Below are 16,149 nucleotides of genomic sequence, written 5' to 3'. Positions count from 1 at the left end.
GAGTCCTCTCATCTTTCCCCGCATCGCACGGTGCGGCGGGGACGGAATTGGCACCTGCCCCGCGGGTCGCTCAGCGGTGAGCGCGCGGGGTGGTTGCCGGGGCGTCGTCGGGCCGTATCCCTCAGCCCCTCTGGATGAGGTATTCAGTTGTGCCGTCGAGTCTAGGACAACGCTGTCGGTCGCTGCTACAGCTGATCCCAGCTATTGGGTCAGCGGGCGCTCACCGCCACCGGGTCGGTCACCGCGATCGGATCCGTCACCGCGCTCGGCCGGGGCAGTGAGGCGGTCCGGGGCCGGGCGGCGAGGTTCGCGGCGATCAGGGCGGCGATCGTGATGGCGGCCCCGACCAGTTCGACGGGCTCCGGGCGATAGCCGCGGGCGATCTGCACCGCGAAGGTGGTCACCGGGACCAGGTTCATGAACAGCGCGGCGTTGGCGGCGCCGAGTCGCTGCACGCCGGTGTTCCAGGCCAGGACCGCGATCACGGCGCCCACCAGCACGGCGTACGCCAGTTGCGGAGCGACTGCCACGAGGTCGGCGGCGGCCGGCGCGTGCTGCCAGCCGACGGCGTCGGCGCCGATGCTCAGGACGAGCATGGCAGCCGTGCCGGCGAGCGCGGTCAGTGTGGTGAAGCGCAGCGGTGACCACTCGCCGAACCGGCTCGCGCCGTGGGTGTAGATGCCCCAGCCGAGCACCGCGCCGATCATCATGAGCCCGCCGAGGCCGAACTGGCCGAGCCCGGCCAGGCTGCCGCGCGTGATCACGAGACCGACGCCGAGGAGCGCCACCAGGGAGAGGGCCAGCAGCATCGGCTTCGGGCGTACGCCGTCGCGGGCCCAGCGGACGAGCTGGGTGATCACCGGAGTGGTGGCCACGAAGAGGGAGATCTGCTGCGGGGCGGCGTGTTCGAGCGCCAGGTTGGTGAGCAGGTTGAAGCCCGCGAAGCCGACAACTCCGAGCACCACCACCTCCAGCGCCCGGCCACCGTGCCGGAGAGCGCCGGCACCCTCGCGGAGCAGCAGAATGGCGACCAGGACGACGGCGGCCAGCAGGTAGCGCGCGGTGGTCAGATTGAGCGGGTCGACCCGGTCGAGCGCGCTGGCCAGGATCGGGAACATCACGCCCCAACCGAGCACGGCGACCAGTGGGTACGCGGTGGCGCGGGATCGCATCGGCAACTCCAATGTTCGAGTATCGTCGAACCAACGACACCGACCATAGGGCGTCGTTCGATAGTTGTCGAACAAGGGTTACACTGGTCACATGGAGCCGCACGAGCCCGACCTGACCGCCGTACCGGTCACCAGCGTGTTGGCCGCACTCGCCGACGACGTGCGGCTACAGATCGTCCGGGCGCTCGCCGAGGGCGGCGAGTCCGCCTGCGGCAGTTTCGACTTCGGCGTTTCCAAGGCGACCCGTAGCCACCACCTCAAGGTGCTGCGCGAGGCGGGGCTGACCCGGACCCGGGCCGCCGGCACCAGCCGACTGGTCCGGCTCCGCCGGGACGAGCTGGACAAGCTCTACCCCGGCCTGCTGGACGCGGTCCTCACCCAGCGACCGCCGGCCTGACCCCACCCCACCCAGGCTCCACCCCACCCCACCCAGGACTGCCCGGCCACGGCCCGCACGGCGGCGGCCCGCACGGCGGCGGCGGGTGGGACCTGCGCCAGGCGCTCGCTTTGGAGCTGAATCGTCTACGACATCAGCGAGTCGACGCGGCCCGCCGGGCGCACCGGCCGGCCTTCGGCCGGGCTTGGTGCGACCACCGCCTCCCCGCGGCGCCCGCTGCACCCGTCGGGTCGACCACGGCGGGGCATCCACAGCTACGTAACGACCGACCGTGGCCACCTGCCCGGGTGATGTCGCAAACGATTCAGCTCCAAAGGCACCCCAGGAGACGGTCCGCCGCCAGCGACGGAACCGCGCAAGGCCAGGCCAAACACGCAACGGAGGTGCGCCAGCCAGCCAGGGCACGTGTCCGGGGGCCGGTCAGCGGTGGGACACCAACGTGCGCGAAGATCGGCGGATGATCTCTCGCGAGACGTCAGCACGGCGACCGGCCAGCACGGCGTCCGCGACGATCAAGGCATGCGCGGCGGTGACGGCGATCCTCGCGCTCGGTGCCTGTCGACCCGGCGACCATCGCGGTCAGTCCGGAGACCCGAGCCAGCCGCCTCCTGCGGCGAGGGCGCAAGCGGGCCCGACCGCCAGCGCCGAACCGCCGGTCGAGTGCCCGGCGAGCGGCGTCCGGATCCGGTCGACCGGCGGGGACGCCGCGATGGGCCTGCGCGCCCTCGGCCTGGAGCTGGTCAACTGCGGCGAGCACCCCTACCAGCTCACCGGGTACCCGGTGCTGCACGTGTTCGAAGAAGCGGGCGAGCCGATCATGCTGCGGGTGGTCAACGGCGCCAAGGAGATCACCTCCGGCTTCGACCAACCACCCCGGCAGGTCATCCTCGCCGCCGGGGAGCGGGCCACCGCCGTGGTGCTCTGGCGCAACCTGGTCACCGACTCGACAGTGGTCGCCACCAACGGCGAGTTCCTGACTGTGGCGCCCGCCGCCGGGCAGCCGGCCGAAGAGGTCGACCCGGACGGGCCGATCGACCTCGGCAACACCGGCCGGATCGGCGTCAGCGCCTGGAAGAAGGCCGACCCGTCCACGCCGGCGCCGACCCGGCCGGCCCCGCCGCCGGCGCCGAGCGCGGTGCCGTCGTCGGTGAGCCCGCCCGACAGCCGGCTGTGAGCCGACCCGCTACGACGTGATGTCCTTGCGGGTGAAGCGCCAGAACGCCAACCCCCAGAACAGCGTCGCGTAGCTGATCGCCGAGATGCAGCCGCGCACCACGTCGTCGGTCTGCACCGGAGTCGACAGCAGACCCAGCCACGCGGTGCTGAAGTGGGTGGGCAGGAAGTCGCGCAGCGCGCCCAGGGCGGTGATCTGGTCCAGGATGCTGGACAGGATCCAGAGCAGAACCGCACCACCGACAGCGCCCAGCGCGGCGTCCGTGATCACCGACAGCAGGAACGCCAGGCCGGCCACCACCAGCAGTACGACAGCCAGGTAGCCCAGCACGGCCAGCAACCGGAGCAACCCCTCGGTGGGTTCCAGCTCGGCGGCGACGGTGCTGCGCAGCGGCGACCAGCCGTAGCGCAGGGTGCCGGCCAGCAACGCGGTGCCGGCCAACAGCAGCAGGGCCAGTCCCGAGTACGCGAGCGCGACCACCAGCTTCACAGTCAACAACCGCGCCCGGGGCACCGGGATCGCCAGCAGATACCGCAGGCTGCCCCAGCTCGCCTCACTGGCCACCGTGTCACCGCAGAACAGCGCGACGACCACCACCAGCAGGAACGACGCCGACACGAAGATCGAGAACAGGGTGAAGTTGAGCCCGCCCGACGTGGCCAGCTCGACCAGGCTGGCGAACTCGTTGCGACCGTTGTCGTCGTCGCCGCCCGAGTCGAACTGGAACGCGATCAGGATGATCAGCGGCAGCAACACCATGAACCCGAGCGCCAACTGGGTCCGCCGTCGGGACGCCTGCCGACGGAACTCCGCCACGAACGGCATGGTGGCCGACGGCCGGTAACCACGGGCCTCACCCGCGTCAGTAACAACCATCACCGGTCACCGCTTCCCCGAGAGTTCTCGCCCACCAGGGCGAGGAACGCGTCCTCCAGGCGCCGCCGAGGCACCACCCGGTCCACCCCGATGCCGGCGCGCACCAGCTCCGCCACCACCTCGCTGCGGGCCGTGCCGTTGGTGTCGACCACCAGTTGACCGTCGCTCTCCGGCAACACGCGGACCCCGTGCAACCGGTCCAGCACCGCCCGCGCCGCCACCGGGTCGGTGACGTCGAAGAGCACGCTCGGCGACTCGCCCACGATCTCCTCCACCGGCCCGGACGCCACGATCCGGCCCTTGTTCACCACCACCGCGTGCGTGCACGTCTGCTCCACCTCGGCCAGCAGGTGGCTGGAGACCAGCACCGCCCGGCCGTCCGTTGCGTACCGCTGGAGCACCCGGCGCATCTCGGCGATCTGCGGCGGGTCCAGCCCGTCGGTCGGCTCGTCCAACACCAGCAGTTCCGGGAGACCGAGCATGGCCTGGGCGATGGCGAGCCGCTGACGCATCCCGTGGCTGTAGTTCTTGATCCTCCGGTGCACCGAGTCACCCAACCCGGCGATCTCCAGCGCCGCGTCGAACTGCGCGTCCTCCCACGGCCGCCCGGTGGCCCGCCAGTACGCCTTCAGGTTGTCCAGACCCGACAGGTGCGGCAGGAAGCCCGGCCCCTCCACCAGCGCCCCGATCCGGGACAACACTGGCGAGCCGGGCACCAGCCGACGACCGAAGACGTAGATCTCCCCGGCGGTCGGCTGGGTCAGCCCCATCAGGACCCGCAGTGTGGTGGTCTTGCCGGCGCCGTTCGGCCCGAGCAGACCCACTACCTGACCGGGGTGCACCTCGAAGTCCACGTTCGACACCGCGACGAAGCCGTCCGCGTACTCCTTGCGCAGCGCGCGCACGGCCAGCGGGGTGTCCGCGTACTCCGGGTGCACCGACCGGTCCTGGCGGCGGTGCCGGCGGCGGACCAGTGCGACGACCACGACGAGCCCGATCACGATGGCGGCGAGCAGGCCGGCGAGCACCCAGCGCCAGATCGTCGCCGCGGTGGGGATCGGCTCACCGCTGACAGTGGGCAGGCTGACCGCGCCGTCCGCTGCCACCGTGTAGACGGTCGGCGCGGCCGGCGTGGTGTACGCCTGGTCGGAGGTGGCCACCACCAGCCGCAGCCGGTGCCCGGCCTCCACCCGGCGGACGATCCCGGGCAGCGTCACTGTGACCGGGCGGGCGTCCTGCACCTGCTGCGGAAGGCCGGTGAGCCGGATCGGGGCGACCAGGCCGTTCGGCAGGGTGGCCGCCCCGTCCGGGTCGACGTCGTAGAGCTTGACGAAGAGCACCGCCTCGCCGGTCGGCGACGCGGCCCGCACTGTGACGGTGGGCGCGCCGGCAACGTCCACGGCCTCGGTCAGCGGGGTGGACTCGAACTGGGCGTGCTGGCCGGGCACGTCACCGGCCACGCCGTCCAGCAGCGAGGCGAGCCCGCCGGCGAACGGGATCGAGGAGATGGCGGCCGGGTTGCCGTTCGGCGGGTTCGCGATCGGCTGTGCCGGGCCGGCGACAGTCACCTCCCGGCGGGCGTTGCCGGTGAGGCCCGGGTAGTCGGCGCGACGGAAACCGGTGGCGACGAGACCCCGGTCGAGCGCGTCGAAGCCGGCGATCCGCGACCAGGTGAAGTCGTCGCCGGGCGCGTCGCCCTCGCCCTTGACGTAGTGGTCGAGCCACTGGACGGTCAGGAACTTCACCCGGTCGGAGTCCGAGCGGGGCCCGCTGCCACCGTCGTGCCCGCCGGTGAACCAGGCGACCCGTACCGGAGTGCCGGTGGCGGCGATGCCGCGCGCGTTGGCGTCCGCCTCACCGAGCGGGAAGAGGGTGTCGGCCTCGCCCTGCACCAGCAGGGTGGGGGCCTTGATCCGGTCCAGCACACCGGCCGGGCTGGAGCGGCGCAGCAGGTCCACCGCGGCCTGGTCGGCGCGGCCGGTGGTGGCGATCCGGAGGTACGCGGCGCAGACGTCGGCGGCGAACCGACCGCAGGACGGGTCGGCGGCACCGGTCGGGGCGCCACCGGGACCGGTGCCGGGGCCGGCGCCCGGTCCGGGGCTGGGCGGGCCGGCCGACGCCGGTGCGCCCTGCGGTTGGGCGGCGGTCGCGCCGGAGAGCCCGGCCGGGCCGGAGCCCACGTTGCCGCCCCCGCCGAAGAAGAGGCCGGCCCAGCCCTTCTTGAACACACCCTCGGTCGGCGCTGCGCCGGTGCTCTCCGGCAGGAACGCGCGGGACAGGTCGTTCCAGGTGATCATGGGCACGATCGCGTCGACCCGACGGTCCTGGGCGGCCAACAGCAACGCCAACCCACCGCCGTACGAGCCGCCGACCACACCGACCTTCGGGTCGCCGGCCGCGTCGGTGCGCACCTCCGGCCGCGCCGCCAGCCAGTCCAGCAGTCGCTCGGCGTCGCGTACCTCGTAGTCCGGGTTGTCCAGGTGGATCTGACCGCCGCTGCGGCCGAAACCCCGCGCGGTCCAGGTGAGCACCGCGTAGCCGCGTCCGGCGAACTCCTCGGCGTCGGAGCGCACCGACTCCTTCGTGCCGCCGAACCCGTGCGCCAGCAGCACCGCCGGCACCTTCCGACCGGCCGAGGCGTCGTCCGGCAGGTAGAGGGTGGTGTCCAGGTTCACCGGTTGGTCACCGGACGGTCCGGAGCGGACGGTGAGCATCGCGCTCTCGGTGCGTACGCCCGGCCCCTGTGGCCACACCGCCCAGGTCACGGCGGCAGCCAACAGCACGACGACCACCGCGGCGGCGATCGCCCGGCGGCGGGTGGGCAGGGCACGCCGGAACCACGCGGCCGGCGACGGCGATGTCATGCGGCACACGGTACGGCCCACAGCCTGAGCGTTGGCTGAGATCCGCCGTACGTCCGTCCGGTTGCCCCGATCGGTGCGCGGTGGGGTGCGAGCGCGCAACGTCCGACGCGGCACAGTGAGTTGAGTTCGGATCCCGTGAATTCCGATCTTCCGCGGATATCCACCTCGATCCCTCCATGTCACACCCACAGCGGACACAGAGCGTGCCGGCAACGCGGACAAATGGTGACATGGCTCGAAGTGACGCGAACCTGACTCGCCGAGTGAGGTCTGACCAGGCGGGGGTTCGATTAGTTTTCCGGTCCGGTGCACGGGACTTGTCGGCCAGCCCGACGCCGCGCCGATCAGCGCCCCACGCCGGAGGAGACACACATGACAGTCCCCGCGCCGCGGGCCCGTCGACGGCCGTCCACGCTGGGCCGGCTGCTGCCCCTGCTGCTCATCGGAGCACTGCTGGCACCGTTGGGCCTGCTCGTCACGTCGAACTGGCAGCAGGTCACCGACGACCGGGACCTCGCCGCCCGGGAACGGCTCGGCGTGCAGTACCTCACCGCGCTGGCGCCGGTCACCGACGCCCTCGTGGAGGCCCAGGCCAACGCGGTGAACGGTCGCCCCGTCGCCCGGGACGCGTTGAACGGAGCGGTCGAGAAGGCCGCCGCGGTGGACGCCCGCATCGGCGGGGAACTGCTCAGCCAGGAACGCTGGGCCGGTGTACGGGCCAAGCTGGAGGCACTGCGCGGCCGCACCGCCACCGACCCCGAAGCCGCCTACACCGCGTACGGCGAGGTCTCCGACCTGCTGCTGGCCCTGCACCGGAAGGTCCGGGAGAGTTCCGGGCTGGTCCGTGACCCCGAGGCCGACTCGTTCTTCCTCCAGGACAGCGCCGGCCAGGAGCTGCCCGAGGCGGTGGTCGGCGCCGGCCGGCTGGCCGACCTGTCCACGCTTGTCTCCCGCCGGCCAGCCGCCCAGCAACCGCGCGGCCTGCTGGAGCTGACCGGCCTGCGGGTGTCCGCCCTGACCCCCGCCGCGGACCTCGTCGACAACCTGCGCTCGGCCGTGGACGGTTCGGAGAGCACCGACCTCGGTGCCAACGTGCTGACCCCGCTGGACACCTACCAGCGTTCGGTGGAGGCGCTCGCCGGGTACTCCCTGCCGGACAAGGAGACCGGCGTGGTCGACCCGGGCCAGTTGAGTGCCGCCGCGCTCAGCTCGCACCGCTCCGCCCGCCAACTCCAGCCGGTCATCCTCGGCGAGCTGGACTCCCTGCTGGCCGAGCGCATCGATCGGCTCGACCGGGACCGCTGGCTGACCACCGGGGCGGGTGTCGTCGCCGTCCTGCTGCTGGGCTGGCTCGCCGCGTTGCTGGTCGCCGCCCGTCGCCGGGCACAACGGCGGGCCGCCCTGGCCGCGACCCACGCGGAGAGTCCCGACACCCCGCCGCAGCGCGACCCGTGGCAACCGCCGGCCGACGAGCCGCGCGCGCTGCAACCGGTCGGCGCGGCCCGTGACCCGGAGACCGCACAGTGGGGGGCATTCGATGCTGCTCGGTAGGCTCCGGATCCGCGGCAAGCTCGCGCTGCTCGTGGTGATTCCGCTGCTCAGCATGATCGGTCTGGCCGTGCCGGTGATGCTCGACCGGGTCACCGCGGCACAGCGGGCCGGCGACACCGCCGAACGGGTCCGGCTCGCCAGCCGGGTCGGCAGCCTGGTCCAGGACCTCCAGCAGGAACGCATCCTCTCCGTCGGCTTCCTGCTCGGCCGGGTCGAACGCAGTGAGCTGGTCCGTAAGTCCGCCGACGTGGACGACCGGGTGGCCGACCTGCGGGCGGCGCGGAGCGACGCGCTGACCGACCAGGTCGACAGCGCCCTCGACGGCGTGTCCAGCCTCGTCGAGCTACGCACGGCCGTCCTGGCCGGTGCCGCCAAACCGGGTCAGGTGATGGACGCGTTCGGCCCGGTCAACAAGGGGATCATCGAGTCGCTGCGGCTGGTGGTCGGTGTGGACACCGACACGTTGCCGGGCCGCCAGGTGCTCGCCCTCGACGGGCTGCTCCGCGCCGACGAGGGCCTGGGCACCTGCGCCACCCTGAGCCTGTTGGTCAAGGCGATCGGCACCCCGGACACCACCGCCGGGTACGTGGCGTGCATCGCCGCGCTCATGGTCGACAACTCGCGCTTCCGCAGCCTGATCACGCCCGAGCAGCTCAAGGTGGCCCAGCTCAACGACGCCGCCGTGGCCGCGCGTACCCAACCCGACTTTTTGATCAGGAGCGCCCGCGATCCGGCGGCCGCGGTCAGCGACGTGACGATCGAGGCGCTGTTCCCGGCCGTCCGCACGATGATCCGGCTCGGCCAGTTCGTCGAGAAGAAGCTGATCGCCGACGTGCTCGCCGAGGTGACTGCCGAGCAGCGGCGCGCGCTGACCGCCGCGTACCTGGTCGGCGCCGCGGCAGCGTTGATCCTGACGCTGGTGGTGCTGCTCAGCGTGGCGGTGGCGCGGACGGTGGCCCGACCGCTGACCCGACTCACCCGCTCGGCCGACCGGGTCGCCCGGGTCGCCGAGGCGGAGCTGGTCCGGGTCACCGACGACGAGGCGGAGAGACCCCAGGCGGTCCGGCTGGAGCCGGTGGACATCCGCGCCAACGACGAGATCGGCGACCTGGCGCGGGCCTTCGACCGGGTGCAGAACACCGCGGCGCAACTGGTCGAGCGGCAGGTCGCCGGCCGACGCAACGTGGCGCAGATGTTCGGCCACGTCGGACGGCGTACCCAGAACCTGGTGGGTCGGCAGATCGCGCTGATCGACCGGCTGGAGCAGCAGGAGGCCGACCCGGGCCGCCTGGAGCACCTGTACCGACTCGACCACATCTCCAGCCGGTTGCGGCGCAACGCCGGCAGCCTCGTGGTGCTCTCCGGCTCGGCCGGGGCCGACGCGCACACCGCGCCGGTGCCGCTGGCCGACGTGGTCCGGTTGGCGCTCGGTGAGATCGAGGACTACACCCGGGTTGAGGTGCAGGTGCCGGCGGGCGTCTCGGCCGCGCCGGCGGTGGTCGGTGACCTCGTCCTCGCGCTGGCCGAGCTGATGGAGAACGCCACAGTCTTCTCCCCGCCGCACACCCGGGTGCTGGTGGCCGCCGAGACGTCCGGTCTCGGCGCACGGCTCACGGTGGTGGACCACGGCATCGGCATGAGCGAGCAACGCCTGGCTGAGGAGAACGCCCGGTTGACCCGCCGGGAACGGCTCGACCTGGCCCCGACCGAGGTGCTCGGTCTCTTCGTGGTGGGCCGGTTGGCCCGTCGGCACGGCTGGCAGATCGCCCTGGCGGCCACCGGCGGCGGAGGAGTGACCGCACAACTGGAGATCCCGTCGACGTCGCTGGTGCTGCGCCGTGCCGACCGCGCCGGGGCCACAGTGGCCCGCGCCGCGGTGCCGGATCGGGACCGGCGTACGACGGCGACGCCCAACCCCGAGCACGAAGCGCGACCCAGCGCGGTGGCCGTCGCCGTGCCGGCCCGCTTCGACTCGGACCTGCTGAGCCGGGCCACCCTCAGCCTGGACGCCGGCCCTTCCTGGAACGCGTTCGGTCGGGGCCAGCCGGAGCAGGCCGTTCCCGAACCTCAGAGCCCGGAACCGGTGGGCAAGCCGGGCGGGCCACGGGTGCGGCAGCGGGTGCCCGGGGCCACGCTGCACGCCACCGCCCCGACGACCCGGCCGGTGGACGCCACCGGCGCGGACCCCGCCGCCGCCCGTGCGCTGGTCGAGGCCTTCCAAGCCGGTGTACGCCGCGCCGAGCTGCACGTGGCGCCGGGCCTCGACGGCGCGTCCGCTCGGACGGCCAGCGACCCGTCGGCCGGCGCCGGGGCGGCCGTGGTGGACTTGGGCACGACCGTCGACCTGCCCACCACCCCGGGAGGCGCCGGCCCCACGGTGCCGCGTGGTGGTGGCTCGACAGATGCCGCACCGGAGCGGCCCCGGTTGAGTCGACGGGTGCCGGGAGCGAACCTCACCGCCATCCCGGTCTGCCAACCGCCCAGCACCAACCTCGGCGACCCGAACGAGGTCCGCGACCTCATCAGCGAGTTCGAGGCGGGCGTCGCCCGCGCTCTCCGCGAAGTCAGCCCCGACCACCGGAACGAAGAAGGATCATCACGGTGACCAGCCCCTTCCTGCACGACAACGTCGACCAGAGTCAGCCCGGCGCCAATGGGGACCTCAGCCCGGAGGCCCGTACGTTCAACTGGCTGCTGGACTCCTTCACCTCCAGCACCGCCGGGGTCCTGGAGGCGATCGCGGTCTCCTCGGACGGCCTGCTGATGGCCATGTCGGCGATCAAGGATCGGTCCAACGCGGAGCGCCTGGCCGCCGTCGTGTCCGGAATGACCAGCCTCGCCGGTGGGGCCGCCAGCTGGTACGCCCTCGGCGGCCTGAACCGGGTGATCGTCGACATGGCCGACGGCTACCTGCTGATCAGCGCGATCAGCAGCGGTTCCGTGCTCGGGGTTGTCGCCGACCGTTCGGCGAACCTGGGCACCGTCGCGTACGAGATGACGCTCTTCGCCGGGCGGGCCGGTGGCGCCCTGACCCCGCGACTGATCGTCGAGTTGAAGAACGCCGTTCAGCAGTGACCCCCGACGTCGCCGGCGAGGATCCGGATCCGGACCCGAGGGTTCGGATCCGCCCGTACCTGCGCACGTCATCCCCGACCGGGGTGGGCGCGGCGGCGACACCGGCGCTGCCCGAGCCGGAGCCGGACGGGGACCAACCGAGCGGTCCCCGTCCGTTCGTGCTCACCTCCGGGCGGGTCGCGGGTGCCGACCCGGCGATCGGGCTGGAGACCCAGGTGACCGCCCGCATGGACAGCGGCTGGTGGGCCGGCCCACCCGGCGCCCTGCTGGCACCGGAACTTCAGACCATCATCGCGCTCTGCGTCGAGCCGATCTCGGTGGCCGAGATCTCGGCCCGCGCCCGACTGCACTTCGGCGTGACGCGGGTCCTGGTCGGCGACCTACGCGCCGCCGGGCACCTGGACGTGCACGTGACCGACACCGACGACGCTGTCGACCCCGATCTCATCCTGCGAGTGATTGATGGACTCCGTGCGATCTCCTGAATGGCCGGTCGCCCCGCTCGGCGGGGTCGCCGCGAACAGCGCCGCCGCCCGTTACGGCATGTCCCCGGGCACCGGGCCGATAGTCGGGCGGGCGGGCCCACCGCCGACCGCACCGCCTCCGTACCGGCCCCCGTCCGGTGCGGGGTCGAGCCCTTCGACCGGTAAGCCGGCCGCACCGCCGATCCCGGTCAAGATCCTGGTGGCCGGTGGGTTCGGGGTGGGCAAGACCACCACGGTGGGTGCGATCTCCGAGATCGCGCCCCTGACCACCGAGGCCGAGATGACCACCGCCGGGATCGGCGTGGACGACCCGGGTGCCCGGTCCACCAAGACCACCACCACTGTGGCGATGGACTTCGGCTGCGTGACGATCGACCGCAGCCTGAAGCTCTACCTGTTCGGCACGCCGGGGCAGACCCGGTTCGGCTTCATGTGGGACGACCTGGCCCGGGGAGCGCTCGGCGCGCTGGTGGTGGTGGACAGCGCCCGGCTGGACGACTGTTTCCCGGCCATCGACTTCTTCGAGCGGGCCGGGTTGCCGTTCGTCGTCGGGGTCAACGCCTTCGACGGGCGACTGGCCCTGGAACTCGGCGAGATCCGTTGGGCGCTGGCCATCGGTGATCATGTACCCCTGGTGCAGTTCGACGCCCGCGACCGGCTCTCGGTGCGGGACGCACTACTTGTCGTCCTGGACCGCGCGCTGGACCGCGCTACCCGGGACAGGAGGGCCTGAGCCGACCAGCTCCGGCCGTGGCGGGAAGAGGTGATCTGGTGAGGGGCGACCTGGACGAGACGCTGGCCCGGCTGGCCCGACGTGTGGAGGCGTCGCGCCGTCGGGCCGCCGACCGTGACGACACCACCGCACCGTCGAGCCCGCCCGGCCTCGGCGGCGACACCCGCAATGCCCGGCCGGGACGGCACGCGGGGGTGGAGACGCCGAACGAGGTGGCCGGCTGGGGGCCGGTCGAGGAGGTGGCCGAGGCGGTCCGCCAGGTCGTCGGGGCCTACCCCGGGCTCGCGGTGACAGTGCAGGTGGAGCACGCCGGGCGGACGTACCCGATGCGGGTCTCCTGGGACGGGCCGGCCGTCACGGTCGGACCGGTTCCCCCGCCGACGCCTGTGGAACCCCCGCCGGCCTGGCCGCTCTCCGGCCGGACGGTGCCCGCCTGGGGACCCGGTCCGGACGGGTTGACGCCGGACCCGGCGGCCCGGTTGGCCGAGCTGATCCGAAGCGACCCGACGCTGTTGGACGAGCTGGATCCGCGGCGCTGACCGGCGGGGCTGGCTGCCGGCGGCTACGGTCGGGCAGTGGCGCAACCCGACCTGACCTTGACGGCGAGCCTGCGGCCGGCGGCGCTGGACGCCCGACGGGGCATCGTGCGCCTGCACCCGGAGGCGCTGACAGCGCTGGGGCTGCGCCCCGGCGACCCGGTTCGCCTTGTCGGCCGCCGGGAGACGGCCGGGATCGCGGCGGCGGCCGGCCCGGGCGCGAGCAGCGCCCTGCTGTACGCCGACGACCTGACGTTGGGCAACCTGGGTCTGCGCGACGGCGGTCAGGTGCGGGTGAGCCCGGTGCCGTTGGTCTCGGCGAGCCGGGTCGTCCTGGCCGGGCCGGTGGGGGTCGTCGCGGCGGTCAGCCCGGAGATGCTCCGGCTCGCCCTGCTGGGCAAGGTGCTCACCGCCGGGGACGACGTGTCGCTGCTGCCGCAGGACGTGCTGCCGGACGCCTCGGTCCGCAGCCTGGTCGAGGCGGCGCGACGCAGCCTCGCCAACACCGTCGGTTTCGCCTGGACCAGCACGCTGCTCAGCGTGGTCGCCGTCGAGCCGGCGGCCGGCGCGCTGGTCAGCATGGGCACATCGGTCGCCTGGGAGCACGGTGCGACGACCCACGGCGGGCCCGCCCCGGTCGGCGCCGCGTCGACCCGGCCGGGTACGAGCGCCGACGCCGTTGCGGCGGAGGACGCGCCCGACGTGGACGAGCTGCCCGGGCTACGGGCCCAGGCCGAGGAGCTGACCGAGCTGCTGGACCTCGGCTTCCACCACCGGGAGGTGCTGGGTCGACTCGGCACCACCATCTCGTTGGGGGTGTTGCTCGTCGGCCCGGCGGGATCCGGGAAGTCGGCGCTGGTCCGGGCCGTGGCCGCCCGGGTCGGTGCCCGCGTTCACCCGCTCTGGGCGCCGGAGGTGGCCGCGTTGTCCAGTCAGGCCGCCGCGGAGCGGTTGCGCGTCGCGGCGTCGGCGGCACGGGCCGAAGGGCCGGCGGTCCTGCTCGTCACCGACGTCGAGGCGCTCGCACCGGCCGACGATCCGGGTCCGGTGGCGACGGTGTTCCGGCAGGTGCTCGCGGAGAGCATCCGCGCCGGCGTCGCAGTGGTCTGCACGACCGGCCGACCGGAGGCGGTCGACCCCGTACTGCGCGCGCCCGACCTGCTGTCGCTGCGGATCAGCGTTCCGCTCCCGGATCAGGCGCTGCGCCGCGAACAGCTCACCGTGCTGACCCGGCAGGTGCCGCTGGCCGATGACGTCCGGCTGGACGAGGTGGCCGCGCGCACCCCGGGGTTCGTCGCGGCGGACCTGGCCGCACTGGTCCGGGAGGCCGGGGTACGCGCGGCGCTGCGGCAGAAGTCCGCCGAGACGCCGACGGTGTCGATGGCCGACTTCACCGCCGCCCGGGAGGTGGTCCGGCCCACCACGATGGCGGCGTCCACACTGGATCTGGCCTCGGTGACCCTTGACGACGTGGGCGGCCTGGACGAGGTCAAGCAGACGCTGACCGAGTCGGTGCTGTGGCCGCTGACCTACCCGGACACCTTCGCCCGGCTCGGCGTGCAGCCGCCGCGCGGTGTGCTGCTCTACGGGCCGCCGGGATGCGGCAAGACCTACCTGGTCACCGCGCTGGCCGGGTCGGGGCGGGCCAACGTGCTGTCGGTCAAGGGGGCCGAACTGCTCTCCAAGTGGGTCGGTGAGAGTGAACGCGCGGTCCGCGAGCTGTTCCGTCGGGCCCGGGAGGCGGCCCCCACGCTGATCTTCCTGGACGAGGTGGACGCGCTGGCACCGGTACGCGGCCAGGCCACCGACGGGGGCACCACGGACCGGGTGGTCGCCGCCCTGCTCACCGAGCTGGACGGGGTGGAGACGCTGCGCAACGTGGTGGTGGTCGGTGCGACGAACCGGCCGGACCTGGTCGACCCGGCGTTGCTGCGGCCGGGCCGGTTGGAGCGGCTGGTCTACGTGCCACCGCCGGACGGGCCCGCCCGCGCGGAGATCCTGCGGGCGGCGTCCCGGCAGGTGCCGCTGGCACCGGACGTCGACCTGCCGGCTCTCGGTGACGAGCTGACCGGCTTCTCCGCCGCGGACTGCGCGGCGCTGATCCGCGAGGCGGCGCTGGCCGCGATGCGGGAGTCGCTCGCCGCCGCCACTGTCACCGCCGAGCACGTGTCGACAGCACGGGCCCGGGTACGACCGTCGCTGGACCCGGCGCAGGTCGCCGGCCTGGCCGCGTATGCCGCCAACCGGGAGTGATCACAGCAGCACAACCTTTCGTCGCACCCAGGACGTTCCTAAGACGTCACATTCCTCAGTGGAGTTATCCACTGCGACGTCAGGTGGTGTTCCTTGCGCAAGCGGCTCTCTCTCCTCCTCGTCCCCCTCGTGGCGGCGGCAACACTGGTCTCGGTCGGCGCACCGGCGACGGCGCATCCGGCGAAACCGTTCCCCGCCCGCATCGCGTTGCCGAACGGGTTCACCCCGGAAGGGTTGACCATCGGTCGGGGCACCACCGTGTACGTGGGGTCCATTCTTGACGGCGCGGTGTGGCGGGGTGACTTACGCACCGGCCGTGGCTCGGTGCTGATCCCTGGCACACCCGGCACGGACAAGGCGGGCATCAAGCTCGACCCGCAGGGCCGGCTCTGGACCGCCGACTTCTCCGGCGGCGGCGCGAGCGTGTACGACGCGGACACCGGCGCCGAGCTGGCCCACTATCAGTTCACCGACGTGCCGGGCAGCTACGTCAACGACCTGGTGATCACCCATCGGGCGGTCTACTTCACCGACTCCGCGCGGCAGGTGCTGTACGTGGTGCCCCTGGGCCCGGGTGGTCGCCTTCCGGCCCCCACCGCCTTCCGGGTGCTGCAACTCAGCGGTCCGGCCGCCACCCCGGACGTCTACCACAACGGGATCGTGGCGCTGCCGGACGGCGATCTGCTGGTCGCGCAGATGCTGTCCGGCCGGCTGGTGCGCGTCGACCCTCGTACCGGCGGCAGCCGCCTCGTCGACCTCGGCGGCTACTCGGTGGAGCGGGCCGACGGCCTGGTGCTGCGCGGACGCACCCTCTACGTGATCCGGAACCTGACCAACGTCGTCGCGGTGGTCCGGATGAACGCCGGATACACCGCCGGGGTGGTGCAGCGGGAGATCACCGGCCCGCAGCTGCGTTCGCCGGCCACCGGCGACCTGCTCGGCTCGGCGTTGTACGTGGTGAACGGCCGGTTCGACGTGGAGTCCACGCCGAGCACCGACTACGACATCGTTCGGCTGCCGGCCTGACCCGGGC

The 16,149-nt window shown here is 73.0% G+C and carries 13 protein-coding genes and 1 riboswitch; of the genes, 10 read left to right on the top strand and 3 right to left on the bottom strand.

The features are described 5' to 3' along the window. Positions 1 to 5 precede the first annotated feature (5 nt). Positions 6 to 141, bottom strand: a riboswitch (SAM riboswitch). A 68-nt stretch (positions 142 to 209) separates the two neighbouring features. Next, positions 210 to 1,172: a DMT family transporter gene (locus tag OG598_RS29300; RefSeq protein WP_328651949.1), complete on the bottom strand. Its 963-nt coding sequence runs from the start codon at positions 1,170 to 1,172 to the stop codon at positions 210 to 212. A 91-nt stretch (positions 1,173 to 1,263) separates the two neighbouring features. Between OG598_RS29300 and OG598_RS29295 the strand changes: the two genes are divergently transcribed. Then, complete coding sequence (locus OG598_RS29295) at positions 1,264 to 1,569, top strand: ArsR/SmtB family transcription factor (RefSeq protein WP_112601087.1); 306 nt, start codon at positions 1,264 to 1,266, stop codon at positions 1,567 to 1,569. A 457-nt stretch (positions 1,570 to 2,026) separates the two neighbouring features. Further along, positions 2,027 to 2,743, top strand: a complete 717-nt coding sequence (locus tag OG598_RS29290; RefSeq protein ID WP_328651948.1) for a DUF4232 domain-containing protein — start codon at positions 2,027 to 2,029, stop codon at positions 2,741 to 2,743. Between the two features lie 9 nt (positions 2,744 to 2,752). Here OG598_RS29290 and OG598_RS29285 read toward each other — a convergent pair whose 3' ends face one another. After that, positions 2,753 to 3,619 carry an ABC transporter permease gene (locus OG598_RS29285; RefSeq protein ID WP_112582927.1) on the bottom strand — a complete coding sequence of 289 codons (867 nt, stop codon included), beginning with the start codon at positions 3,617 to 3,619 and terminating at the stop codon, positions 2,753 to 2,755. Beyond that, complete coding sequence (locus OG598_RS29280) at positions 3,619 to 6,483, bottom strand: alpha/beta fold hydrolase (protein ID WP_328651947.1); 2,865 nt, start codon at positions 6,481 to 6,483, stop codon at positions 3,619 to 3,621. The genes OG598_RS29285 and OG598_RS29280 overlap by 1 nt, the downstream gene beginning before the upstream one ends. 372 nt (positions 6,484 to 6,855) lie before the next feature. Between OG598_RS29280 and OG598_RS29275 the strand changes: the two genes are divergently transcribed. The 8 genes from OG598_RS29275 to OG598_RS29240 all read left to right on the top strand — a co-directional run bounded on the left by OG598_RS29275 (position 6,856) and on the right by OG598_RS29240 (position 16,142). Continuing rightward, positions 6,856 to 8,034, top strand: a complete 1,179-nt coding sequence (locus tag OG598_RS29275) for a hypothetical protein (RefSeq protein ID WP_328651946.1) — start codon at positions 6,856 to 6,858, stop codon at positions 8,032 to 8,034. Beyond that, the gene (locus tag OG598_RS29270) at positions 8,021 to 10,639 is read left to right on the top strand and encodes a nitrate- and nitrite sensing domain-containing protein (protein ID WP_328651945.1); all 2,619 of its coding nucleotides are present in this window, start codon (positions 8,021 to 8,023) and stop codon (positions 10,637 to 10,639) included. Before OG598_RS29275 ends, OG598_RS29270 begins: the two co-directional genes overlap by 14 nt. Beyond that, the gene (locus OG598_RS29265; RefSeq protein WP_238667027.1) at positions 10,636 to 11,109 is read left to right on the top strand and encodes a roadblock/LC7 domain-containing protein; all 474 of its coding nucleotides are present in this window, start codon (positions 10,636 to 10,638) and stop codon (positions 11,107 to 11,109) included. Before OG598_RS29270 ends, OG598_RS29265 begins: the two co-directional genes overlap by 4 nt. Beyond that, entirely contained in the window at positions 11,106 to 11,594 is a 489-nt protein-coding gene (locus OG598_RS29260; RefSeq protein WP_328651944.1) for a DUF742 domain-containing protein, read from the top strand. The genes OG598_RS29265 and OG598_RS29260 overlap by 4 nt, the downstream gene beginning before the upstream one ends. Continuing rightward, positions 11,572 to 12,327 (top strand): GTP-binding protein, encoded by a 756-nt coding sequence (locus OG598_RS29255; RefSeq protein ID WP_328651943.1) that lies wholly within the window; start codon positions 11,572 to 11,574, stop codon positions 12,325 to 12,327. Before OG598_RS29260 ends, OG598_RS29255 begins: the two co-directional genes overlap by 23 nt. Positions 12,328 to 12,365: 38 nt before the next feature. After that, positions 12,366 to 12,866, top strand: coding sequence for a hypothetical protein (locus OG598_RS29250; protein ID WP_328651942.1), 501 nt, complete (start codon positions 12,366 to 12,368; stop codon positions 12,864 to 12,866). A gap of 36 nt (positions 12,867 to 12,902) precedes the next feature. Then, positions 12,903 to 15,116, top strand: a complete 2,214-nt coding sequence (locus OG598_RS29245; RefSeq protein ID WP_328651941.1) for an AAA family ATPase — start codon at positions 12,903 to 12,905, stop codon at positions 15,114 to 15,116. 93 nt (positions 15,117 to 15,209) lie between these two features. Further along, on the top strand, positions 15,210 to 16,142 hold the full coding sequence (locus tag OG598_RS29240; RefSeq protein ID WP_328651940.1) for an SMP-30/gluconolactonase/LRE family protein: 933 nt from the start codon (positions 15,210 to 15,212) through the stop codon (positions 16,140 to 16,142). Positions 16,143 to 16,149 lie beyond the last annotated feature (7 nt).

Origin of the sequence: Micromonospora sp. NBC_00330, assembly GCF_036136635.1 — a bacterium.
Lineage (GTDB): Bacteria > Actinomycetota > Actinomycetes > Mycobacteriales > Micromonosporaceae > Micromonospora > Micromonospora salmantinae.
This window is presented reverse-complemented; position numbering and strand designations above follow the sequence as displayed.

Coding starts and splice junctions, on each gene's coding strand:
- OG598_RS29300 (WP_328651949.1), bottom strand. CDS start 1,172: ATGCGATCCCGCGCCACCGCGTACCCACTGGTCGCCGTGCTCGGTTGG.
- OG598_RS29295 (WP_112601087.1), top strand. CDS start 1,264: ATGGAGCCGCACGAGCCCGACCTGACCGCCGTACCGGTCACCAGCGTG.
- OG598_RS29290 (WP_328651948.1), top strand. CDS start 2,027: ATGATCTCTCGCGAGACGTCAGCACGGCGACCGGCCAGCACGGCGTCC.
- OG598_RS29285 (WP_112582927.1), bottom strand. CDS start 3,619: ATGGTTGTTACTGACGCGGGTGAGGCCCGTGGTTACCGGCCGTCGGCC.
- OG598_RS29280 (WP_328651947.1), bottom strand. CDS start 6,483: ATGACATCGCCGTCGCCGGCCGCGTGGTTCCGGCGTGCCCTGCCCACC.
- OG598_RS29275 (WP_328651946.1), top strand. CDS start 6,856: ATGACAGTCCCCGCGCCGCGGGCCCGTCGACGGCCGTCCACGCTGGGC.
- OG598_RS29270 (WP_328651945.1), top strand. CDS start 8,021: ATGCTGCTCGGTAGGCTCCGGATCCGCGGCAAGCTCGCGCTGCTCGTG.
- OG598_RS29255 (WP_328651943.1), top strand. CDS start 11,572: ATGGACTCCGTGCGATCTCCTGAATGGCCGGTCGCCCCGCTCGGCGGG.